At 60.7% G+C, this 22,030-nt stretch carries 20 protein-coding genes and 1 tRNA gene; 12 read left to right on the top strand and 9 right to left on the bottom strand.

What is annotated here, in order from left to right:
• Nucleotides 1-133 precede the first annotated feature (133 nt).
• Nucleotides 134-1,156, top strand: coding sequence for a quinone-dependent dihydroorotate dehydrogenase (locus tag J3364_RS18805; RefSeq protein WP_349559711.1), 1,023 nt, complete (start codon nucleotides 134-136; stop codon nucleotides 1,154-1,156).
• A gap of 256 nt (nucleotides 1,157-1,412) precedes the next feature.
• On the opposite strand, the gene rmf is transcribed toward J3364_RS18805, so the two are convergent.
• Nucleotides 1,413-1,622, bottom strand: coding sequence for a ribosome modulation factor (gene rmf, locus J3364_RS18800; protein ID WP_123634850.1), 210 nt, complete (start codon nucleotides 1,620-1,622; stop codon nucleotides 1,413-1,415).
• A 442-nt stretch (nucleotides 1,623-2,064) separates the two neighbouring features.
• Between rmf and rlmKL the strand changes: the two genes are divergently transcribed.
• Complete coding sequence (rlmKL, locus tag J3364_RS18795; RefSeq protein ID WP_349559710.1) at nucleotides 2,065-4,239, top strand: bifunctional 23S rRNA (guanine(2069)-N(7))-methyltransferase RlmK/23S rRNA (guanine(2445)-N(2))-methyltransferase RlmL; 2,175 nt, start codon at nucleotides 2,065-2,067, stop codon at nucleotides 4,237-4,239.
• Nucleotides 4,240-4,253: 14 nt separating this feature from the next.
• Here rlmKL and J3364_RS18790 read toward each other — a convergent pair whose 3' ends face one another.
• Entirely contained in the window at nucleotides 4,254-4,877 is a 624-nt protein-coding gene (locus tag J3364_RS18790; protein ID WP_349559709.1) for an outer membrane beta-barrel protein, read from the bottom strand.
• A 124-nt stretch (nucleotides 4,878-5,001) separates the two neighbouring features.
• The gene (locus tag J3364_RS18785; protein ID WP_123634853.1) at nucleotides 5,002-5,505 is read right to left on the bottom strand and encodes a hypothetical protein; all 504 of its coding nucleotides are present in this window, start codon (nucleotides 5,503-5,505) and stop codon (nucleotides 5,002-5,004) included.
• Between the two features lie 146 nt (nucleotides 5,506-5,651).
• Between J3364_RS18785 and J3364_RS18780 the strand changes: the two genes are divergently transcribed.
• Nucleotides 5,652-6,947 carry a M18 family aminopeptidase gene (locus J3364_RS18780; protein WP_349559708.1) on the top strand — a complete coding sequence of 432 codons (1,296 nt, stop codon included), beginning with the start codon at nucleotides 5,652-5,654 and terminating at the stop codon, nucleotides 6,945-6,947.
• Between the two features lie 136 nt (nucleotides 6,948-7,083).
• Here the strand turns inward: J3364_RS18780 and J3364_RS18775 are convergent.
• Nucleotides 7,084-7,159 (bottom strand) — tRNA-Asn (locus J3364_RS18775).
• A 90-nt stretch (nucleotides 7,160-7,249) separates the two neighbouring features.
• Between J3364_RS18775 and J3364_RS18770 the strand changes: the two genes are divergently transcribed.
• Nucleotides 7,250-8,263: a YheT family hydrolase gene (locus J3364_RS18770; protein WP_349559707.1), complete on the top strand. Its 1,014-nt coding sequence runs from the start codon at nucleotides 7,250-7,252 to the stop codon at nucleotides 8,261-8,263.
• On the opposite strand, the gene J3364_RS18765 is transcribed toward J3364_RS18770, so the two are convergent.
• Nucleotides 8,252-8,878: an arylesterase gene (locus J3364_RS18765; RefSeq protein ID WP_349559706.1), complete on the bottom strand. Its 627-nt coding sequence runs from the start codon at nucleotides 8,876-8,878 to the stop codon at nucleotides 8,252-8,254. The genes J3364_RS18770 and J3364_RS18765 overlap by 12 nt on opposite strands.
• Before the next feature lie 129 nt (nucleotides 8,879-9,007).
• Here J3364_RS18765 and J3364_RS18760 point away from each other — a divergent pair, with 129 nt between their 5' ends.
• Together J3364_RS18760 and J3364_RS18755 are read left to right on the top strand one after the other, a co-directional pair.
• Complete coding sequence (locus tag J3364_RS18760; RefSeq protein ID WP_349559705.1) at nucleotides 9,008-9,718, top strand: ABC transporter ATP-binding protein; 711 nt, start codon at nucleotides 9,008-9,010, stop codon at nucleotides 9,716-9,718.
• A complete protein-coding gene (locus J3364_RS18755) occupies nucleotides 9,718-12,201 on the top strand; it encodes an ABC transporter permease (protein ID WP_349559704.1) in 2,484 nt (827 codons plus the stop codon). The genes J3364_RS18760 and J3364_RS18755 overlap by 1 nt, the downstream gene beginning before the upstream one ends.
• A gap of 10 nt (nucleotides 12,202-12,211) precedes the next feature.
• Here J3364_RS18755 and J3364_RS18750 read toward each other — a convergent pair whose 3' ends face one another.
• From J3364_RS18750 to J3364_RS18735, 4 genes are all read right to left on the bottom strand, one after another.
• Entirely contained in the window at nucleotides 12,212-12,964 is a 753-nt protein-coding gene (locus J3364_RS18750) for a substrate-binding periplasmic protein (RefSeq protein WP_349559703.1), read from the bottom strand.
• A gap of 217 nt (nucleotides 12,965-13,181) precedes the next feature.
• Nucleotides 13,182-14,369 (bottom strand): iron-containing alcohol dehydrogenase, encoded by a 1,188-nt coding sequence (locus J3364_RS18745; protein ID WP_349559702.1) that lies wholly within the window; start codon nucleotides 14,367-14,369, stop codon nucleotides 13,182-13,184.
• Nucleotides 14,366-14,914 carry a hypothetical protein gene (locus tag J3364_RS18740; RefSeq protein ID WP_349559701.1) on the bottom strand — a complete coding sequence of 183 codons (549 nt, stop codon included), beginning with the start codon at nucleotides 14,912-14,914 and terminating at the stop codon, nucleotides 14,366-14,368. The genes J3364_RS18745 and J3364_RS18740 overlap by 4 nt, the downstream gene beginning before the upstream one ends.
• Nucleotides 14,915-15,083: 169 nt before the next feature.
• A complete protein-coding gene (locus J3364_RS18735; RefSeq protein WP_349559766.1) occupies nucleotides 15,084-16,331 on the bottom strand; it encodes a M48 family metalloprotease in 1,248 nt (415 codons plus the stop codon).
• A gap of 209 nt (nucleotides 16,332-16,540) precedes the next feature.
• Between J3364_RS18735 and J3364_RS18730 the strand changes: the two genes are divergently transcribed.
• The 6 genes from J3364_RS18730 to J3364_RS18705 all read left to right on the top strand — a co-directional run bounded on the left by J3364_RS18730 (nucleotide 16,541) and on the right by J3364_RS18705 (nucleotide 22,016).
• Nucleotides 16,541-17,266: a DUF599 domain-containing protein gene (locus J3364_RS18730; protein WP_349559700.1), complete on the top strand. Its 726-nt coding sequence runs from the start codon at nucleotides 16,541-16,543 to the stop codon at nucleotides 17,264-17,266.
• Nucleotides 17,267-17,311: 45 nt separating this feature from the next.
• On the top strand, nucleotides 17,312-17,785 hold the full coding sequence (locus J3364_RS18725) for a PaaI family thioesterase (protein ID WP_349559699.1): 474 nt from the start codon (nucleotides 17,312-17,314) through the stop codon (nucleotides 17,783-17,785).
• Nucleotides 17,782-18,216 (top strand): PaaI family thioesterase, encoded by a 435-nt coding sequence (locus tag J3364_RS18720; protein WP_203141186.1) that lies wholly within the window; start codon nucleotides 17,782-17,784, stop codon nucleotides 18,214-18,216. The genes J3364_RS18725 and J3364_RS18720 overlap by 4 nt, the downstream gene beginning before the upstream one ends.
• A 197-nt stretch (nucleotides 18,217-18,413) precedes the next feature.
• Nucleotides 18,414-20,318: a molecular chaperone HtpG gene (gene htpG / locus J3364_RS18715; RefSeq protein WP_349559698.1), complete on the top strand. Its 1,905-nt coding sequence runs from the start codon at nucleotides 18,414-18,416 to the stop codon at nucleotides 20,316-20,318.
• Nucleotides 20,318-20,536, top strand: coding sequence for a DUF2835 domain-containing protein (locus J3364_RS18710; protein WP_349559697.1), 219 nt, complete (start codon nucleotides 20,318-20,320; stop codon nucleotides 20,534-20,536). Before htpG ends, J3364_RS18710 begins: the two co-directional genes overlap by 1 nt.
• A gap of 502 nt (nucleotides 20,537-21,038) precedes the next feature.
• Nucleotides 21,039-22,016 carry a tRNA dihydrouridine synthase gene (locus J3364_RS18705; protein WP_349559696.1) on the top strand — a complete coding sequence of 326 codons (978 nt, stop codon included), beginning with the start codon at nucleotides 21,039-21,041 and terminating at the stop codon, nucleotides 22,014-22,016.
• Nucleotides 22,017-22,030 lie beyond the last annotated feature (14 nt).

The following is a 22,030-nucleotide window of genomic DNA, read 5'->3' as shown; positions in this document are numbered from 1 at the left end:
GCCAGACACTCTGTGGAAAACCCGTACGGGGCATCCCGGACGCAATCAGTGCGCGAATAGGTGTGTCGGAAGTGGCTGAATTTCGGCCGTATCCGGTATACTCCCGCACCATTGTATGGATGGAGTGACGACAATGTATGGCCTGATCCGAAACCTGCTGTTCCAACTGCCGCCGGAGCAGGCTCATCATGTGGCGTTACGCGCCCTGGACCTGGGTGAGCGCCTGGGTCTGTTGAAGCCGTTGGCACCGAATGTGCCGGACAGTCCCGTCGAGGTCATGGGCCTGACGTTTCCCAACCCGGTGGGGCTCGCGGCGGGCCTGGACAAGAACGCCGAGCACATCGATGCGCTGGCGAGCCTCGGCTTTGGTTTTATCGAAGTCGGGACTGTGACACCGCTGGCGCAGCCGGGCAATCCCAAGCCTCGCATGTTCCGGTTGCCGGAACACGAAGCCCTCATCAATCGCATGGGTTTCAACAACGAGGGTCTGGATGTGTTGCTGGCCAACGTGCGCAATGCCCGATTCAACGGCGTGCTTGGCATCAATGTCGGCAAGAACAAGGTGACGCCGTCTGACGAGGCAGAGTCGGACTACCGCAAGGGGATTGCGGCGGTCTATGAGCTGGCCAGCTACATCACGGTCAACGTATCGTCACCGAATACGCCGGGCCTGCGGGATCTTCAGTTTGGTGATTCCCTCAAGCAACTGCTCGTGGCTATCAAGGAAGAGCAGCGCCTTCAGGCCGAACGTCAGGGGCGTTATGTCCCCATCGCTGTCAAGATCGCACCGGATATGGATGACCAGGCCATCCGGTTCGTGGCGGATGCGCTGTTGGAGACGGGTATCGATGGTGTCATTGCCACCAACACCACCATCGAACGAGATGCGGTCAAAGGTCACCGCTTTGCGGAAGAGCAGGGAGGGCTCAGTGGTGCACCGGTACGCACGCCGTCTGTCCGGGTGATCGAAGGGCTTTACAGCGAACTGGGCGACCGTCTGCCGATTATTGGCGTGGGTGGGATCACCGATGGCGAAAGTGCCGCTGAAAAGATCCGTGCGGGTGCGCGACTGGTACAGGTCTATACCGGCTTTATCTACAAAGGGCCGGCCCTGATTGCGGAGGCGGTGAAAGCGATTGCGGCGCTGGAGCGTTAACGGAACAGGACCAAGGCGAGGTGGGCCGAAAGGAACGAGTGGCTTAAAAATAAAGTGGGCCCGCTGAGCGGGCCCGTGCGGGGGATAAACCCCGTGGCGTTGCTTTTTTTTGCTGGTAAGGGTCGAGTGGACCCTTTGGGTTAATCGGTTTTCCAGTCTGTTTTTCGTTTGCTAACGCTTGGTGTGCAAAAAATCCTGTTTGAGTTAGTCGTTGAAAGCCGAGTCACTGATTTAAAAGACAGTGGGCTTATCTGCTTCAGGCTGTGATGTTTGGTAATCGATGGATGCCTGAGACCCCCGTGAGGCCTTCCCAGTTGTCCATCCGTCCCTCTCGCCAACCATTCAGCCACTCCTGCCGGGTTTCCACCTGTTCAAGAGGGCAGCTATCCTTGGATTTACCGGAAATGCCGGCCAGATAACCCCGTTTGAATGCGCGAGCACTCATATCTCTTTTCTGTCTTTTCATGCTGTTCCTCACCTCATGGGTTTACAGATCATGGGGTGCGCACCAGAGCATGCCAGTCAGCCTTGAAAGCAGATATCGCGAGACTCCGCCCGGAGGGATCCACCTGGGCCGCAGGCACCAGGATCCTGTTGCCGACGTCAACAAACGCCAGCACTTGAAAAGACGCGTCAATGACAAGGTAAGACGAAACCCTTAAGGATGTACACTATTAATTTCATCTAGATGACCGTTGCTTTATGTTTGTGTGACATAAAAATCCGTACGCTTAGTAGAGGTTTGCGCCACAATCAGCGGTTTAGCGCATTTTCTTCTAAGCAGACTGTAGTCTTGTGACTGCCTATTCTGTGGCCGATATCCGGGTCGCGGGATGCCCCCGGTCAATATCTACCCAGGCAGCTACGCTGTCACGGTTGATGACGACGAATAACGATTGGAGCCCGAAGTGTCCCAACACGATTTTTTCCTGAGCTGCCCCAAAGGCTTGGAATACCTGCTTGCCGATGAGATGGCAGGCTTTGGCATGACGGTCACCCGCCATGCGCCGGCCGGCGTCTGGGGGCAGGGAACCCTGGAAGACGGCTATCGGGCCTGCCTCTGGTCGCGCCTCGCGAACCGGGTCATCCTGCATCTGGCCACTGTGGACGGTCGTTCCGGCGATGCGCTCTACGAGGCGCTCCATGCCATGCCCTGGGAAGAGCACCTGCAGATTTCCGGGCGTTTCCGGGTGGTGTTCATCGGTCAGAATGAGGCGATCCGTAACACCCAGTATGGGGTCCAGCGGGTCAAGGACGCCATTGTCGACCGGCTGCGCAAGCCTTCAGGGGTGCGACCTGCCGTGGACACCAGCGATCCGGACATCACCGTCTCGGTCCGGTTGCATCGCGGCGAGGCGCAGGTCGGTCTGGATCTGAGTGGCGACAGCCTCCACAAGCGTGGTTATCGCACCGAAAAAGGCATCGCTCCGTTGCGCGAAAACCTCGCTGCGGCATTGCTGCTGCGCGCCGGCTGGCCGGAGCTGGCCAAGTCCGGCGGCGACCTGGTCGATCCCATGTGCGGGTCCGGTACGCTGCTGATTGAAGGCGCAATGATGGCGTGTGACATCGCTCCGGGCCTGGCTCGGACCGAATACGGTTTCAGCCGTTGGCCCGGCCATGATGCGCGGCTTTGGGAGAAACTGCAGACGGAAGCGCAGGAGCGGGCGCAGATCGGGCGCCGGACCAATCGCAGCCGTTTCCGCGGGTATGACGAGAATGCCCGGGTAATCGCAACCGCCTGGCACAACATTCAGCGAGCAGGCCTGGAAGATCGGATCCATGTGGAAAAGCGGACGCTGGCGGACTTCCAGAACCCGTCCACAGCCGACACCGGCCTGATTCTCACCAATCCGCCCTATGGCGAACGTCTGAGTGAGCGTAAGGCGCTCGGCCCACTTTACGAAACCCTGGGTGAGGTCGTCCGCAGCCAGGCCCAGGGCTGGGAATTGGGTGTCTTCACCGGCGCACCGGAACTGTGCCACGCCCTGGGCCTGCGCAGCCATCGCCAGTACAAGCTGTTCAACGGGCAATTGCCGGCTCAACTGCTGCTGTTCACCGTGTCGCCGGAAAACGAGGCCCGCGTGCGGCATCCCGGGGAACCGGACCGGGTCGTACCCCGCATTGCCAATCCCGAACGCGCGGAGATGCTGTCCAACCGCTTGCGTAAGAACCTGAAGCAGCTCGGCCAGTGGGCCCGCAAGAACAACATCGAGTGCTATCGCCTGTACGATGCGGACATGCCCGAGTACGCCTTGGCCATCGATTGTTACGGCGAGCAGGTGCACGTCCAGGAATACGCCCCGCCCAAATCGGTGGACGCCCGGGCCGCGCGCGAGCGTTTGGGGGAGGCTTTGGCAGTGATTCCGGAAGTGTTGGGTATCGATGCCGATCACCTGGTCTGCAAGCAGCGTCAACGCCAGGCGGGTAAGGCGCAATACGAAAAGCAGTCGGCCAGCGGGCAGTACTTCACGGTCCATGAGGGCGGCTGCGCGTTGCGGGTGAACCTGCGGGATTATCTCGATACCGGACTGTTCCTGGATCATCGCCCCATACGGCAGTGGATCCAGTCCAAGGCGAAAGACAAGCGCTTCCTGAACCTGTTCTGTTACACCGGTGCCGCGACGGTTCATGCCGGCGTGGGTGGCGCCCGTGAAACCGTCAGCGTCGACATGTCGAAAACCTACCTCTACTGGGCACGGGAGAACCTGCGGCTGAACCATCTGGACGACCAGCATCACCGGTTGGTGCACCAGGACTGTCTGCAGTGGCTGGAGGGCAAGCCGGGCCAGGGCGAGCGCGACTTCGACCTGATTTTCATGGACCCGCCGACCTTTTCGAATTCAGCGCGTATGGAAGGTGTGCTGGACGTGCAGCGGGATCATCCCCAGCTCATTCGTCAGGCGATGGCGCGACTGGCACCGGGTGGGGTGTTGGTGTTTTCCAATAATTTCCGCCGCTTCCGGCTGGAGGCGTCGATCAGCGAGGAGTTTGAGGTTCGGGACGTGACCCGTCAGACCATCGACAAGGACTTCGCCCGCAATCCCCGGATTCACCAGTGCTGGGAAATCCGGGCGAAGGCCTGAGAACGGGCGTGCGCTCAGAATTCGTAGCGCACGCCGCCGTTGAACTGGTAGCCACTGGCGGAGCTGTCGGTGTCCTCGAACAGGCGGCCGCCTTCGAGGACCAGGTAGGTGTTGTCGACCACTTTCAGGTCGATGCCGGCCAACCAGCTGAAGGCGAAGGAGCTGCTCGGAAAATCTTTATCCAGATTCGAGTAGGAAGGCGGGATATCCTCCTCCTCGGCGGTTGACACCTCTTTTACTTCGGCGTTGCCAGTAATGTGAGAGAAGCCCACCTGTGCGTAGACGTTTGAGAAGTCAGTCATGCTGTAGTGCATGCCCATGTACCAACTGGCGAACCAATCCATATTGACCTTCAGAGTTCTCTCAATCTCCGCGTCATTTAGGCCTGCACCGGCACGCACTTCAACGTGAAACAGATCGGAAATGTTGGAGCCCAGCACCAGCGTGCCCGCTGAGAGCCAACCGCGGCCTTCGGGCAGGCCGCCGACCTTTCGGTACTGCAGGGCCATGCCCTGGACCCCAACATAATCGAGACCGGCCCGGCTCTTGGGCGGTTCCTGGGCGTGGGCGGGCAGGCTGACCAGCCCGCTGGCGAGTGTCAGGGCGAGCAGGGAACGTCGGGTGGACTGCGTCGTCATAAGGGAATCCTGGCCTGGAGGTCTGACCGCGGCGGGGCGGTTCTTATTCTCGGTGGGGCGGGTGAAGCGCCCGGCTACCTCCGGGGATTCTGCGTTATGAGACGCAAACTTGCGTCGACTCAGGTCACAAATCGCCGGTATCCGTGCCTTCCGGAATCAGTCCGCCGTCCCGTGCCAGCATCAACAGCGCAAAGACGCTGCTTTCCGGCAACTGTGGATCCAGGCCGTGGGTGAACAGGAGTTCCCGGCGCCAGTCTTCCAGCTCTTCGTAGGGCAGGTGCTTGATCAGGTGATCAACCGTGGCGAGCTCAAACGGCACCGGCATGCGCAGCGTATCGAACAGCAGATCCACCAGGCCTTCATCCGGATCCAGGCCGTCAACGAAAACGGTCTGGTCGGCCAGATCTTCGTTCAGCTCCCGGGCCAGTTCCAGCAGCGGCACGCCCTGTTCCTGCAGGTAGGTGAGGTCCACGTCCAGACCATCGGGATCGTCCGGCAGCCAGGCATCGTCCGGCTCGATGACGACGGTTTTCATGGCGCCATCTGCCAATGACCAGGCGATCGCGGTAGGGAAACAGGCGTCTTGAGCGTCGACAAACTCGATATCGAGGAACTGTGGCAGGCGCATGATAACTCTTGGTCCGGTGTGTGGTGTCGTAAGGATACCAGCTTACCTTTAGCGGGGAGAGGGTGTGTACAACGCGCAATTTCGACAGGCTGGCCGATCATGCGATACTGGTGCGGTTTCTCTGGCAACGGATATTTTGGATCAGCATGGATAACGCCGTTTTCAATTCTCAGCTTTTTGAATTCCTCAAACAGTCTCCCACGCCTTATCACGCCGTTCGGCAGATGGCCCGCCGTCTCGAAGCGGCCGGATTCGAACGTCTCGATGAGCAGGCGGCCTGGTCACTGGCACCGGGGCAGCGGTATTACGTGACGCGCAACGATTCCACGATCATCGCGTTCCAGACCGGCCAGAGCGATCCGGTTTCCCACGGCATCCGCATGATCGGCGCTCACACTGACAGTCCGTGCCTGCGGGTCAAGCCGAACCCCGAGATCCACAAGAAGGGCTATTACCAACTGGGCGTCGAGGTCTACGGCGGTGCGTTGCTCAATCCCTGGTTCGATCGGGACCTGTCGATCGCCGGTCGCGTGAGCTATGTCGACAGCCAGGATCGACTGCGGGATGCGTTGATCGATTTCGCCAAACCGGTGGTAACCATCCCGAGCCTGGCGATCCATCTGGACCGGGAAGCCAACAACAGCCGCACCGTGAATCCGCAGACGGATGTGCCGCCGATCCTGATGCAGGCGGACGAGAAAGAGGCGGTGCTCTTCCGTGAACTGCTGGCCGGCCAGATCCGCACCGAATATCCCGAAGCGGACGTGGCCAAGGTGCTGGACTACGAGCTGAGTCTGTACGACACCCAGCCGCCGGCCACGCTCGGCCTGAACGAGGATTTCATTGCCTCGGCCCGGCTGGATAACCTGCTGAGCTGCTTCATCGGCCTGCAGTCGTTGCTGGATGCCGATCCCGGCCAGCCGGCGTTGTTGGTCTGCAACGATCACGAGGAGGTCGGCAGCATGTCGGCCGAAGGCGCACAGGGGCCGTTCCTGTCCTCCGTCCTGGAGCGTTGGGTCGGTGCCGCGGACAAACCGCGCGTGATCGCCCGGTCGATGATGATCTCGGCGGACAACGCTCACGGCGTGCATCCCAACTACGCCGATCGACACGACGGCAACCACGGCCCATTGCTCAACGCCGGCCCCGTGATCAAGATCAACAACAACCAGCGCTACGCGACCAACAGTCGGACCGCATCGCTGTATCGCCATATCAGTGAATCACTGGATCTGCCGTGCCAGGCGTTTGTGGTGCGTACGGATATGGGCTGTGGCAGCACGATCGGCCCATTGACGGCGGGGAACCTGGGGGTGCGGACCCTGGATATCGGCGTGCCGCAGTTCGCGATGCACTCGATTCGTGAGATGGCCGGTGCCCGGGACGGTTTTGTGCTGTATCAGGTCTTGCGCCGTTACATCGAGTTGGAGCACATTGATTGAAAGCGCTTTGATTCGGCGCAGTGATCGAGGAAGGACGCTGGCTCCCTGGAGAGAGTACGACTCTCGAAAGGGGCGCCGGCAAACTGGGCGCCTGAAACGAAAAAGGCCGCTCAATTGAGCGGCCTTTAAAATTCGATGGCTCCCCGAGCTGGGCTCGAACCAGCGACAAACGGATTAACAGTCCGTTGCTCTACCAACTGAGCTATCGGGGAACAGCTGTGATCAGCAGGCGCGCATATTAAGGAAGTTCCGGTGAGGGGTCAACCCTTGCCGGCAGAAAAAGAGGTCTGCAGACACAACGCATGTCAGGTTATCAATCCCGCTCCTATCCCTTGCCGGCCGGACTGGCGTCCAACATCCGCAGCTACCGGCCGCCGCTGTGGTTGCGCAACGGCCACGTCCAGTCGGTCTGGCCGACCCTGTTCCGCCGGATTGATGTGGCGGATCCGCTATTACAACGCATCGACACCCCCGACGGTGACGAACTGCACCTGGACTGGTATCGCCAGGGCAGTCCGCGGCTGGCCATTCTCTCCCATGGCCTGGAAGGTCACAGCCGTCGCCCGTATGTCTTGGGCCTGGCGCGCGGCCTGCTGGCGGATGGCTGGGATGTCCTGGCCTGGAATTTCCGTTCCTGCGGCGGCCACATGAACCGTTTGCCGAGGTTCTACCACAGCGGTGCCACGCAGGATCTGCACACGGTGGTCCGCCATGCGCTGGCCGACCGGGCTGACTACCAGCACGTCGCCTTGTCCGGCTTTTCCATGGGCGGCAACCTGACGCTGCTGTACCTGGCCGAGCAGGGCGAGCGTATCGACAGCCGGATTCGGGGGGCGGTGACCTATTCGGTGCCCTGTGATCTGGCGGGGAGTGCCCGGATGCTGGCGCTACCCAGTCGCCGGATCTACATGCAGCGTTTCCTGAGGGACCTGCAGGTGAAGATGGCGGAAAAAGCCAGTCACTTCCCGGACCTGATCGACCTGGACGGTTTTGACGAGATTCGCAACTTCCAGCAGTTCGACGACCGCTACACGGCACCGCTGCATGGTTTTCGCGATGCCAACGACTACTGGGCGCAGGCGTCGTGCCTGCCTCGGCTGTCTGAGATCCGGGTGCCTTCGTTGATTGTGAATGCTGCAGACGATCCTTTCCTGTCCACCGCGTGCTATCCGGAGAAGCGACGACAACTGGGTGCCTGGGTCACCCTGGAAGCACCCCGCTGGGGCGGTCACGTCGGCTTTGTCGAGATCGCGCGGGACGGCTATTACTGGTCCGAACGCCGGGCGCTGAATTTCCTGCGCGGTCTACTGAGCTGAGGCGGCATCCAGCAGAGGCATCAGATGGGGCCAGACATTGGCCAGTAGCTGAGGCTGACCCTTGGCGGTTGGATGAATGCCGTCGGCCTGCATAAAACCGTCGCGATCGTAAACGCCATCCAGGAAGAACGGCACCAGCGCCGTGTCCTGCTTCTCGGCAATGTCCGGATAGATCGACGCAAACACCTGGGTGTAGCGGGGGCCATAGTTGGGCGGCATCTGCATGCCGATGAGCAGAACCCGGGCACCGGCCTGTTGCGACAGCGAGGTCATTCTGGCGATGTTCTGGCGCGTTACCTGGGGCGGAAAGCCGCGCAGGCCGTCGTTGCCGCCCAGTTCGATAACGACGATCGCCGGCGTGTGGTTGTCCAGAAGTTCCGGCAGCCGGCGCAATCCCCCATCGGTGGTTTCGCCACTGATGCTGGCGTTGGCGACCTGCCAGTTGCCGTAGCCTTCGTCGTCGAGCTTCTGGCGCAGCAGTGAGACCCAGGCCTTCTCCGTGGCCACCCCGTAACCGGCACTGAGACTGTCGCCCAGGATCAGCAGGGTGGATTGCGCGGCAGCGAGTCCAGGCGCCATCAGGCAAAGGCAGAAAGCGATTGATCTCAGGAACATAAACTTCGTATCCATTGTCAGTAAAAGATGGCGTGCAATAACATCGGCCTTCAAGGGCGTCTGGCTGCAAGCTCCGACAGAGGGAGATCGGCCTGGCACAGGATACGTTTTTACCGTCGGGGAGACACTGTGGCAACTGGAAGCGACATTCTGAAAGTAACGGACCTCACCCACGAAGTGGCCCTGGGCTCGGAAACGCTGCGTATTCTGCACGACGTCAACCTGTCCATCGGTGCTGGTGAGTCCGTGGCGATCGTGGGGCGCTCCGGCTCGGGCAAAACCACGCTGCTGGGCCTGTTGGCCGGATTGGATACCCCGACCCAGGGGCGTATCGAGCTGGATGGCCAGCCCATCAGTCAGATGAGTGAGGACGAGCGGGCCAGCCTGCGGGCCCGGCGGGTTGGCTTTGTGTTCCAGTCGTTCCAGCTGTTGCCGGCGCTGACGGCCCTGGAAAACGTCATGCTGCCACTGGAACTGGCCGGTCAGACCGATGCCGCCGGCCAGGCCACCGAACTGCTCCGGCGCGTTGGCCTGGGTGAGCGCCTGCAGCACACGCCCCGACAGCTTTCCGGCGGCGAGCAGCAGCGGGTTGCGATTGCCCGGGCGTTCGCCGCGCATCCCAAAATCCTGTTCGCCGACGAGCCCACCGGCAATCTCGATAACAACACCGGCCAGGCGGTGTCCGACCTGTTGATGGCGCTGAACCGGGAGCAGGGCACCACCCTGGTGATGGTCACCCACGATGAGCACCTGGCCGCGCGCTGCGGGCGTCAGCTGTCGATCGAGGCCGGCGAGGTATCCGAAGACGGTGTGGTGCCGGCCCGGGGAGTGGCAGTCTGATGGCGGCGGTACAACTGGGCCGGAGTGGCCGGGACTGGCGGGAACGGGATGTCCGGGTACTGGTCGCAGCGCTGATCGTGGCGGTGGCAACCGTGGCGACCATCGCCCTGTATGCCAGTCATCTGGAACGGACCCTGGTCACCTCGGCCAGCGCGTTCCTGGCGGGCGACCGGCAACTGGAGAGTGAAAACGGCCAACCCATCCCCCAGGCATGGCGCGATGAAGCCGAGCGTCAGGGGCTATCGACCGCGCGCATGGTGGAGTTTTCCACCATGGTATTCGGCGCCGGCAATTTCCAGCTGGTGTCGGTGAAGGCGGTTAGCAATCGCTATCCGTTGCGCGGCCAGGTGGAGTATCAGGCGGACACCGACGCGCCCCGCCAGGCACTGTCCCATGGTCCCGACCCGGGGGCCGTCTGGGTGAACCCGCGCCTGTTGCGATTGCTGGATTTGAAGATCGGCAGCACCATCGAAGTGGGCAATCTCGACCTCAAGGTCACGGGCCTGTTGATCCGCGAGCCGGATGCCGGTTTCAGCATGTCGGCGCTGGCTCCCCGCATTATGATGCATGCCGATGACGTGTCCGCCACTGGCGTGATCCAGCCCGGCAGCCGCGTTGAGTACGTCAACCTGTTTGCCGGCCCCGAGGACGCGCTTGAGCGTTTCCATACCTGGCTCAAGCCACAACTCGGGCCCAGCCATGAATGGAAGAGCATCCAGGACGGCCAGGCCCTGTCGGACTCCCTGACCAAGGCGAGGCGGTTCCTGCTGTTGGGCGGCAGTCTCGCGGTCCTGCTGGCCTCGGTGGCTGTGGCGGTCGCCAGTCGCCAGTACGCGATGGGGCAGCGGGACACGGTCGCGCTGCTAAAAACCCTGGGGGTGCCCGGGCGGCGTATCAGTGGCCTATATACGGTCCGGCTGCTGTTGTGGGGTGTCGTCGGAACGCTGCTGGGCATTCTGGTGGCCCTGCCGGTATTTTGGGGGCTGGCGTCGTTGACGGCCGAAATGCTGGATCGCGAGATGGATTACAGCGTGGACCTTCTGTCGCTGTGGCCCGCCCTGGTTACGGCGCTGGTGGCGTTGTTTGCCTTTGCTTACCCGCCGATCAGCAGGTTGCGTCAGGTGCCGGCGATGCGGGTCCTGCGGTCGCAACCTGGTGAGGCCGGGCGTGGCGTGCTGTTGGATGCCGCCATCGCGCTTTTGGCGGTGTTTGGCTTGATCTGGCTCTATGCCGGTGAACTCTGGATGGTGCTGGCGCTACTGGGTGGTCTTGCGGCACTTTTGGGCATCCTGGCGTTGGCCGGCTGGGCGCTGGTTCTCGGCTTGCGGCGTGTTGTGGGTGGCGGAAATGCCTGGCGCCTGGCCTTGGTCGGGCTCTATCGGCATCGCAAGGCCAGCCTGTCACAGATCGCCGTCTTTGCCATGACGCTGATGCTGGCATCGACGCTGATCCTGGTTCGCTCATCGTTGCTGGATGACTGGCAGGCCCAGTTGCCCGCGGACGCGCCCAATCATTTCCTGATCAACATTGGTCCCGAAGCGGTCGACGACGTCCGCGGTTTCCTGGGTGAGCACGACCTGTCGACCGATGACCTGTATCCGATGGTCCGTGGCCGACTGACCGAAATCAACGGCGAACCGGTGCGGGAGGCCGTGAGCAAGGACCGCGAAGTGCGAGCCCTTAACCGTGAGCTGAACCTGACCTGGATGCAGGATCTGCCCGAAGACAACCGTCTTGTTGAAGGCCGTTGGTTCAAAACGGGTCAGACCGAAGGGCTGTCCATCGAGTCCGAGCTCGCTCAGCGACTGGGCGTGACGCTGGGTGACCGGCTGACGTTTACCATCGGGTCGCAGACGGTCGAGGAACCGGTGACCAGTATCCGCACGGTGCAGTGGGACAGCATGAAACCCAATTTCTATATGGTGTTCCCGCCAGGTGGCGGGCTGGACGGGCTGCCGGCCACCTGGATCACGAGCTTTTACCTGGAGCCGTCCCGCAAGAGCCTTCTCAACGATTTCACCCGGCGCTTCCCGACCATTTCGGTGTTGGAAGTCGACCACATCATCGATCGGATCCGTGAGATCGTGCAGCAGGTTACCCAGGCCATTGAAGCGATACTGGCGATGATCCTGGTTGCGGCCATCGTGGTGATGGCGGCTGTGGTCAGCGCCACGCTGCAGGATCGCCAGCGGGAGGGAGCCCTGTTGCGCACGCTGGGCGGCCGGCAACGGCTGCTGGTGAACAGCACGATGCTGGAGTTTGCCCTGCTGGGATTGTTTGCCGGCATCCTCGGAGTGTTGGCTGGCGAGGTGGCCGTCTGGGCGCTGCAATACCGGATGTTTGAGGGCACCTTCCACTGGCACTGGCGGGTGGTGTTGCTGCTGCCGTTGGTCAGCGCTGCTGTGCTCGCCGTGTTCGGCCGCTGGCAGTTGAATCCGGTCCTTCGCGTTTCTCCGATGCTGTTGTTGCGCCGCCTGGAATGATGGCCTGATGTTACTGGTAATTGGCCAGAATGGCGTCGAGCTCGCCGTTGGCTCTCATGGCGGACAAGGCCTTGTCGAAGCGAGCGGCGAAGTCAGCCATGTCCGGGCGTACCATGAGACTGAGCCCAAAATCGCTGAGGGTGCCATCGCTGGCGCTGAACTGGCCGCGCCAGCCGTTCTTGCGGATCAGCCAGTGCCCGACCCACCGGTCGGATATAGCCACGTCAAAACGGCCGTCCCCCTGGAGCAGGTAGCTGAACATGTCGCGATCCCGCGGCACATCAAATCGCTGCGCTCGGCCGGATTCAAACAGATCCTTCAGGTAGGGGTACTTGTAACCCAGGTGGGTCACAACCACTTTGCCATCCAGGTCCTCGGGGCGATCATAGACGAATCGCTTGTCGCCAACGGTAAAGAACACTTCCTGCACCCGGACGATAGGCTGGGTGAAGACAAATTGCTCGGGGTGCTCGGTCCATTCGGGAGCCCGGGCCGTGGCGTCGAAATAGCCGTCGAGCAACATGCCGTCCACCCGCTTGCGGGGAATCTTGTAGGCCTCCACCTGAAAACCAAGGCGCTGGCCAATGGCCGTGGTCACATCCCAGACAATTCCCGAGACGGCGTGATCGCCGACGATGGTGTAGGGCGGGTAGCCGTTGGGGGAGACGTTCAGCCGCAGGGTCTGCAGCTTTTCCGCTTGCGCAGGGAAACAAGGCAGCAACAGCAGGGCAGCGGCAAGAGGAATGGATAATCTACAAAACATGTTGGCGGGCTCAAAAGCAAAACACCCGCTTCAACACCAGACTGCTTCCATCGCGCCGGCTGAGCGGGTTTTCGAATGACAGTGCTATTTGCTTCCGTGCACCAACCGCTATTCTGCCAAAGCGACTCGTCGTCGTCCCGTTGAGTTTTGTAAAAAGAGCGGCTGAATCAATAGGCTGAATCTGACGCTGCCGTCAGATTCAGCCTGCCTTCGGGAATTACCCCCAGGCGCGATTGAGGACGGCCATGGCGTCGTCCAGCGTGACTTCGCGAGGGTTGAACATGATCGAGCCGTCATCGAGGGCCAGTCGTGCTATCCGCTCCAGCTGGTCCTGCCCGACCTTGCCGGTTTCCTGCAGGGTCCGGGGCAGTTTGCAGTGCTGGTAGAGCGCATCGCGCAGCTTACGGATGGCGGAAATGCATTCCTCGGCGCGGCGGTTGGCTGGCGTGGTGGCATAGACGTCCGGCCCGGCCATATAGAGCAGCAGCTCGCCCAGCGGCTCCCGGATGGTCTCCAGGTTGTATTCCAGCACGTAGGGCAGGTAAAGGCTCATGCACAGGCCGTGAGGCAGGTGGCAGATCGCGCCGGTGGCGTGCCCCAGTGCGTGGACCAACCCCACCATGGAGTTGGAGAAGGCAATGCCGGCCATGGTGGAGGCTTCGGCGAGCTCCAGTCGGCTGTCGGCATTTTTCGGGTTGTCCATCACTGTCAGCAGGTTGTTGCTGATTTTCTTCACGGCGGCCGTGGCGTAGGCGTCGCTGAGCGGATTCTTCGCCATGCAGGTGAAGGCTTCCGTGGCATGGGTGAGGGCGTCCATCCCGGTGGCTGCGGTGATGTGCGGCGGCAGGGTCAGCGTCATGCGCGGGTCGATGATCGCCGCATCCGGCAGCAGGAACGATGAAGTGAAGGGCAGCTTCACCGACTTCTCCGTATCCGCAATCACGGCGACGGAGGTGACTTCCGACCCGGTACCGGCGGTTGTCGGCACGACGAAGAAGGGTTTCAGCGGATTGGTGAGAACGCCCGCGCCGGCGTAGGCGGAAAGATCGTCACCGCCCTCGGACACCAGAATGTTCACGGCTTTGGCAGTATCAATGGCCGAGCCGCCACCGACCGCAATAATCGAATCGCATTGCTCGCTGCGGTAGATGCCTGCGATGTCTTTGACCACGTGAGTGGACGAATCGGGCGGCACGTCGTCGTAAATGGTCACGATTTCCTGACCGCCTTCTTCACAGGCTTCCAGTACCGGCTCCAGCAATCCGGCTGCACGCACGCCCTTGTCCGTAATCAGCAGCGGCCGACCGGCGCCCAGGCCCGACAGCTCGTAGGGGATGTGTTCCAGCGCCGCCTTGCCGGCAATGACTTTGACGGGGCAGAAAAACTCGTAGTAACGCTGACTCATGATGCTCTCGCTGTGTCAAAGAATTGGGTGGCGACCTTCAGGTAGATGCGCGCCGCGCTGAGGACCTTCTGCGGCAGTTTGAGATTGGCCGGGTACTCCTTCACTGCACGGCTGGCTACCAGCTTGGGCAGGATAAAGACTTCCAGCCGGTTGAGGATGCGGGTCATGCGCAGCGCGTAGCTGATATCGCCGTCGACCAGCATGCGGTCGTGAGCGAAGGCCTCGGAGGTTTTTTCCTGGAATGACACCACCAGGAAGGCATGGGCGATGTGCTTGAACTGGATCGACAGGTCGACCGGTCGAGGTGGATTGTCGCCGTGGTAGTGGAAGCGGCCCTCGCCCAGATGCTCCACCACCAGAGACGGTCCGTTGGGGCGGACCATCATCTCGAACAGAAAGCCCTCCGGGAGTTCCCTGGCTTCATCCCGGGCCGCCTGGTCCACTTCGCTGATGCCCTGCAGGGCCCGGCCCATTACCTGGAACATCAATTCAACATAGAGCCGCCGGGCCTGCAGCGCCATGGGTCTGAGAGGTTTGGCTAACATGGTTACCCGCCTTTTCTTATCGTGTTTACTGATTTTTAGAGCTTTTACTCTATTAAGTCAACTGGTGACACGTTGAACGGGCTGTCGGATTGGGCCAGAAAAACGGGGCGAGGTTGGGGGATATAAAAAAGGCCCGTAAAAACGGGCCTTTGCGATACAACGGCAGGATCTACGATTGCTGGAGCGCGGCGAGCTTCTGTTGGGCTTCTTTTGCCAGATCGCTGTCAGTCTGGGCGACAGCGGCGTAGTACTGGGCCGCTTCCTCCTTGCGGTTCTGTTTCACGGCGATGTCGCCGAGACGCAGGTAGGCGATTGCGGTGGGCACGACCTTGTTGGCCGCTTCCAGGTCGGTGCGTGCCGCGCTAACCTTGTCGGCGTCGAGATAGCCCAGCCCTCGATACAGGCGGTAGCTGAACATCTCTGGATACAGGGAAACTGCTTTATCGAAGTCCTTTTGAGCGGCGTCTCCCTTGCCCTGTTCTTTCAGGATCTGGCCGCGCAGGGCATAGAACGCCGGTTCCTTCGGTTCGATCTTGATGGCTTTGTTCACCTTCTCGAGGGCGGCGTCCATATTGCCCTCGTTGGCCATCTTCAGGGCCTCATCCTGGGCGTCGTAGGCGGGCTGCTTGCTGCGCAGGTAGGCCAGTTTGTTGTCATAAACCTGCTCGCCCCGATAGCCACCGGGATTGCCGAGTTTGTCCACCAGGGCCTGGTTAGCGCGGACCCGCTCCTGGGAAGGCGGATGCGAAGCAAACAGGCCATCGACCCAACTGCTGTTGTTGCCTTCGGCCAGCTTCACGAAAATCTGCTGCAGTTCGACAGCGGCCTGAGGGTCATAGCCCGCCTTGACCATGTACTCGACACCATAGTGATCGGCTTCGAGTTCATTGCCCTGGCTGTACTGGGCCATTGTCAGCTGACTGCCCAACGCCGCGCCACCCATGATCAGCGAGGCATAGTCGTTGTCCGAGAGGGCGATCCCGAGACCGGCGATGCCGGCGTTGAGGATCATGCCCTGCTGCATGCGCTGAACGCTGTGGCGAGCGGCAGCGTGAGTGATTTCGTGCCCCAGGACGGAGGCCAGTTGGGCTTCGTCTTCCAGCTTGGTGAGCAGCCCGCGGTTGATCGCGATCTTGCCGGAGGGCAGGGCCCAGGCGTTGGGCACGCTGCTGTTGAGGATCACGAATTCGTAGGGCAGATCCGGCCGGTCGCTGACGGCCGCCAGTTTTTGGCCGACACTCTGAACGTAGTCGGTCAGCTCCGGATCGGCCTGGTACTGGCCACCCTGCAGTTGCACCGTAGGCTTGTACTGCTCTTTGCCCATCGAGATTTCCTGGCTTTCGGAAATCAGCGACAACTGTCGCTCACCGGTGACTGGATTGACGGCACAGCCGGTCAGCGAGATGAGCAGGCCCATCAGCAGGGGCAGAAGGGATAGTCGCAAATGTCTCACACATCACTCCATGAACCATTGAGGATTGCATCAGGTTATAGCATACCTTGACTCGATCGCGTGATGGACGTTAGCGCCTTGTATAATAGAGGTATTCGGGGCCATTGGTTATGCTTGGAAAGAAGGGTGACGCCGACGGCGCGCCTGCTTCATGCTGCTGACGGAAGTCCCCGATGATACCTCTACTGGACCTGATGGCCCTGGCCTGGTTTTTGATCTGCTGGCTGGGATACAGCGAGTATTCCCGGCGCAAGGCTCACGACCGTCCCTGTCTGTCCAACACGCTGGACCTCTACCGGGAAGACTGGATGCGCGCCATGCTCAAGCGCAGCAACCGGATTGCCGATGCTTCCGTGGTTGGAAACCTGGAGCGCAACGGGGCCTTTTTCGCGTCCAGTTGCCTGCTGATCCTGGCGGGCCTGTTGACGGCGCTGGGCTATACGCAGGAAGTGATGGAGGTGTTCAGCACGCTGCCGTTTGCCAGCAGTGGTAACCGGTCGGTCTGGGAAATCCGGCTGTTCATGCTGATGCTGGTATTCGTCTACGCCTTCTTCAAGTTCACCTGGTCCATGCGGATGTACAATTTCGCGGCGGTGCTGGTGGGCGGCGCACCGTTGAGTGACGACAAACAGGTATCGCCGGCCTCCCGCGAGGCTTTTGCCCGAAGCTCGGCACGGGTCTGCAGTCTGGCGGGCGATGCGTTTAACCTTGGGCTACGTTCCTATTATTATGCGCTCGCCGTGGTGACCTGGTTTGTACACCCAGCGTGTTTCATCATCGCGTCCACGTTGGTGGTGGTTATCCTGTACCGTCGGGAATTCCGCTCCGATGCGCTGGACACGTTGCGGTCGGGCAAGGTGTTCGACGACCCCGTATCCAAGAAAGGCGACGATCAGTAGTGCGGTCCTGCAAGCGCCGTCGTCGCCACTGAGGTAGTAACTGGCATGAACGATTCAATCCGATTTGACCGGGTCAACCGGTTTATCCATACCCTGGAGCAGGTCAAGGCGCTGGGGATCGATGTAGCGGAGGCGCGCGAGAATCACCTGGTGCTGCGCCTGCCCTACAGCGAGAAGATCATTGGCAATCCCGAGTCGCGGATTATCCACGGTGGCGCCATCACCACGCTGATGGACACCGCCTCCGGTTCCGTCATCATCTGTGCCCTGGACGACTTCGAGCTCTGTCCGACGCTGGACCTTCGGGTCGATTACATGCGTCCGGCCGAGCCGGACGAGGCGGTTTTGGCGCGAGCCGAGACCTACCGCGTCACCCGCAACATCATTTTCACCCGTTGTGAGGCCTATCAGGAAAGCCATGGCCAGACCATCGCCAATTGTGTGGCCACGTTCATGCGAATCGGCCGTGAAGCCACGCCGAAAGCCTATCGCGAATTGATCACCGGAGGTGCGGTATGACCAGCGCCGAGACCCTGCGCTACACCCAGGACACCGGAGATTTTTCGCGACTGCTGGCGGACATTCCCTATGCCGGCACCATCGGTTTGCAGTGCGACCGCTTTGGCGACGACCTGATCTTCCGGCTGCCGCGCAAACAGGACAACCTGGGTAACCCCATCCTGCCGGCCATCCATGGCGGAGTGATTGGTGGATTTATGGAGCTGTCCGCTGCCATCTATCTGATGATGTCCCAGGAATCCCTGCGCATGCCGCGCATCGTCGATTTCTCGCTGGATTACCTGCGGGCCGGTCTGGACCGTGAAACCTACGCGGAGTGCCGCCTGACCCGGCAGGGTAACCGGGTCGCCAATGTGATGATCACCGCCTGGCAAAAATCCCGCAGCCAGCCGATTGCCACTGCGCGGGCTCATTTCCTGATGGAAGACTGACGGCTGCCGGTCATTTTCTGACGGGCGATCAGGCAAGCTGACCGCCCGGAACGTTCCCGCTCAGCCTTCCTCCTTGCCCAAAACGCTTGAAATGAAAAACTGCGCCCCAATCTTCATTGCCAAGCCAAAGAAGGTGAGCCGCAACAAGCGGCTGACCCAGTAATAAGACTGGTACCAAGCAAGGAGAACCATTCCCCATGACGGTCGAAACGCAGAAAGAGACTCTGGGCTTCCAGACCGAGGTGAAGCAGCTGCTCCACCTGATGATCCATTCGCTGTATTCCAACAAGGAAATCTTCCTGCGGGAACTCGTATCCAACGCGTCGGACGCCGAAGACAAGCTACGCTTCGCGGCTCTGAAAGACGACAGTCTGTTCGAGGATGATCCCGATCTGAAGATTCGCCTGGACTACGACAAGGACGCGAATACCGTCACGCTGACCGATAACGGCATCGGCATGAGTCGTGACGACGTGATCGAAAACCTGGGGACGATTGCCCGTTCCGGGACCGCTGAGTTCCTGAGCCAGCTCACTGGTGATGAGAAGAAGGACAGCAAGCTGATCGGTCAGTTTGGCGTGGGTTTCTACTCCGCCTTTATCGTGGCCGATCGGGTCGAGGTCTTTACCCGTCGTGCCGGCCAGTCGGCGGAAGAGGGTGTTCACTGGGAATCGACCGGCGATGGCGAATTCACCATCGAAAGCGTCGACCGCCCCGCACGCGGCACCCAGATCGTGCTGCATCTGAAGCCGGAAGCCAGCGAATTTGCCGATGGCTACCGCCTGCGCAACCTGATCAAGAAATATTCCGATCACATTTCGTTCCCGGTCGTCATGAAGGCTGAGAGCAGCGAAGAAGACGACAAGGATGCCGAGCCGAAGGACGAGACCGTCAACGAGGCGACCGCGCTCTGGACGCTGCCCCGGACCGAGATCTCTGACGAGGAATACAAGGGCTTCTACAAGCACATTGCCCACGACTTCGAGGACCCGCTGACCTGGTCCCACAACAAGGTCGAGGGCAAGCTGGATTACACCAGTCTGCTGTACATCCCCAAGCGCGCGCCGTTTGACCTGTACAACCGGGACGCGCCGCGCGGTATCAAGCTGTACGTTCAGCGTGTCTTCATCATGGATCACGCCGAGCAGTTCCTGCCGCTGTACCTGCGTTTCGTAAAGGGTGTGGTGGACTCCAACGATCTGTCCCTGAACGTCTCCCGCGAGATCCTGCAGAACGACAGCACCGTGGAGAACATCAAGTCGGCCCTGACCAAGCGTGTTCTGGACATGCTCGGCAAGCTGGCGAAGAAAGAGCCGGAAAACTACCAGGGCTTCTGGGACGAGTTTGGTACGGTCCTGAAGGAAGGCCCGGCCGAGGACTTCAGCAACCGTGAGAAAGTGGCGGGCCTGCTGCGTTTCGCGTCCACCCATTCTGGTGAGCCGACCGAGAACGTCTCCCTGGCCGATTACATCGAGCGGATGAAAGACGGTCAGAAGAAGATCTATTACATCACGGCTGACAGCTTCACCGCTGCCAAGAGCAGCCCGCATCTGGAGGTCTTCCGCAAGAAGGGCATCGAGGTGCTGATCCTGTCCGATCGCATCGACGAGTGGATGATGGGTTATCTCACCGAGTTCGACGGCAAGCAACTGCAGGACGTGGCTCGCGGCGAGCTGGACCTGGGTGAGGAAGAGACCGAGGAAGACAAGAAGCATCAGGAAGAGGCGACCGAAGCCCACAAAGGGCTGCTGGAGCGCATCAAGACGGCGCTGGATGATCGTGTCCAGGAAGTCCGCGTCACTAACCGTCTGACCGACTCACCGGCGTGTCTCGTTGTGGGCGACTACGACATGGGCGCGCAGATGAAGAAGATCATGGAAGCGGCCGGCCAGAAGGTGCCAGACAGCAAGCCGATCTTCGAAATCAACGTGGACCACCCGCTGGTGGCGCGTCTGGAGCAGGAGGGCTCGGATGAGCGCTTCGGCGATCTGGCGGCGGTGCTGTTCGATCAGGCCACGCTGGCCAGCGGCGAGCAAATCAAGGATCCCGGCTCTTATGTCAGCCGGCTCAACCGACTGTTGCTGGAAATGAGCAACACCTGATGCAGTCGATTGTGGTGGACCTGGCCATCAGCCCTGAGGAGTGGATCAAGCTCTATCAGGGCGTGGCCCATGATGTCCGCACCGTGGCCCGGGACGGACGCAGCGTCCGTTTCCCGGCCCGCATTCTTTCCCGTTTTGCCCTCCGTGACGGTGTTCACGGGACCTTCCGGATTAATTTCGATACTGAAGGGCGCTTCAAGGACATTGTTCGCCTTTAGTCTTTCCTCCCTTTCTATAGCTATTCGCTTTTAAATGCCTAGTCATAATTGATTGTGACTTTTCTCTTCGCTGGCCTAAATTTTTGCTGTGACACACGCAAAAGGAGAGGGGCATGGCATTGTCGAAGCGGAGTCGGGCGTTTCTTGAATGGATGGATTACTACGTGAACTATGCGCTTTCCCAGTAGAGGCCTGGCTGGCTCGATGTTCAAATCCAGGACTGGGAGCTCCTGCCAGGGAATCGAATGAACCGCCTTGCCTACGCTGTATTAGACGGCCGTCCATGGCCGGCTAATACGACCGGGACGTCCTTGTCCCTCCTTCGGCAAGGCGGTTCATTCGATTCCGAGTCATTACGAGTTTTCGCGACCCACTAAAGAACGATGAGCTGGCCGCTGCTGACGTTGTCCGAATTGCGGGTTGTTCTTATCCGGTCCACCAATACCTTTCTTTCGCACCGCAACTCTCTACAATGGCGACCAAAGATTTTCTGGATAACCCCATGCGCCTGTTTCTCGCCCCGATGGAAGGGCTGGTTGATTGCTACATTCGTGAACTGCTGACGTCGGTTGGCGGCATTGACCGCTGTGTCACCGAGTTTATCCGGGTGACGCGCGGAACCTTGCCGGAGCGGGTTTACTATCGCTTTGCGCCGGAACTGAAGCAGGGCGCCAAAACGCAGGCCGGCGTGCCGGTTGCGGTGCAGTTGTTGGGCTCCGATGTGCAACAGGTGGCGATTCATGCGGCGAAAGCCGCGGAATTGGGTGCGCCCCAGGTGGATCTGAACTTTGGCTGCCCCGCCAAGACGGTCAACAAGCACCGCGGCGGGTCGGTACTGATGCGCGAGCCGGAGCTGATGCACGACCTGGTGGCGGCGGTTCGGGAAGCCGTCCCTGCAGAGATTCCGGTCACCGCCAAGATGCGGCTGGGCTATGACGATCGGTCCATGGGCGTAGCCTGCGGACAGGCTCTGGAAGCTGCCGGTGCCAGTGAGATCTGCATCCACGCTCGCAGCAAGGTGGACGGCTATCGGCCGCCGGCCTACTGGGAGGAGATCGCCCGGGTTCGCGAACGGGTGCGTACGCCGATTATTGCCAATGGGGATGTCTGGTCCGTTGAGGATTACTGGCGTTGCCGTGAGGTGTCCGGCTGCGACGACGTGATGATCGGTCGTGGCCTGGTGGCGCGACCCGATCTGGCGCGCCAGATCAAGGCCAGCCAGGCCGGTGAAACCTGTGAGGATTTGCCTTGGGCGGGTGTCGTCGAACTCCTGGTCGACTATTCACGCACCTTGCATACCTTCCTGGAAGGCCGTTATGTGACCGGCCGCATCAAGCAGTGGCTGAACTACACGCGCCGTCAGTACGTCGAAGCCGAGGCCTGTTGGCACAAGGTCAAGCGAGTCAGTGAGCCTGAAGAGGTTTGCCGGTTGTTGAAGGACAGTGCTGAGGCGGGATCGGAATGGCGGGTGAGCGCCTGAGGCTCCATTGAAAG

This window comes from Marinobacter sp. NFXS9 (assembly GCF_040148665.1).
Lineage (GTDB): Bacteria > Pseudomonadota > Gammaproteobacteria > Pseudomonadales > Oleiphilaceae > Marinobacter_A > Marinobacter_A mangrovi.
This window is presented reverse-complemented; position numbering and strand designations above follow the sequence as displayed.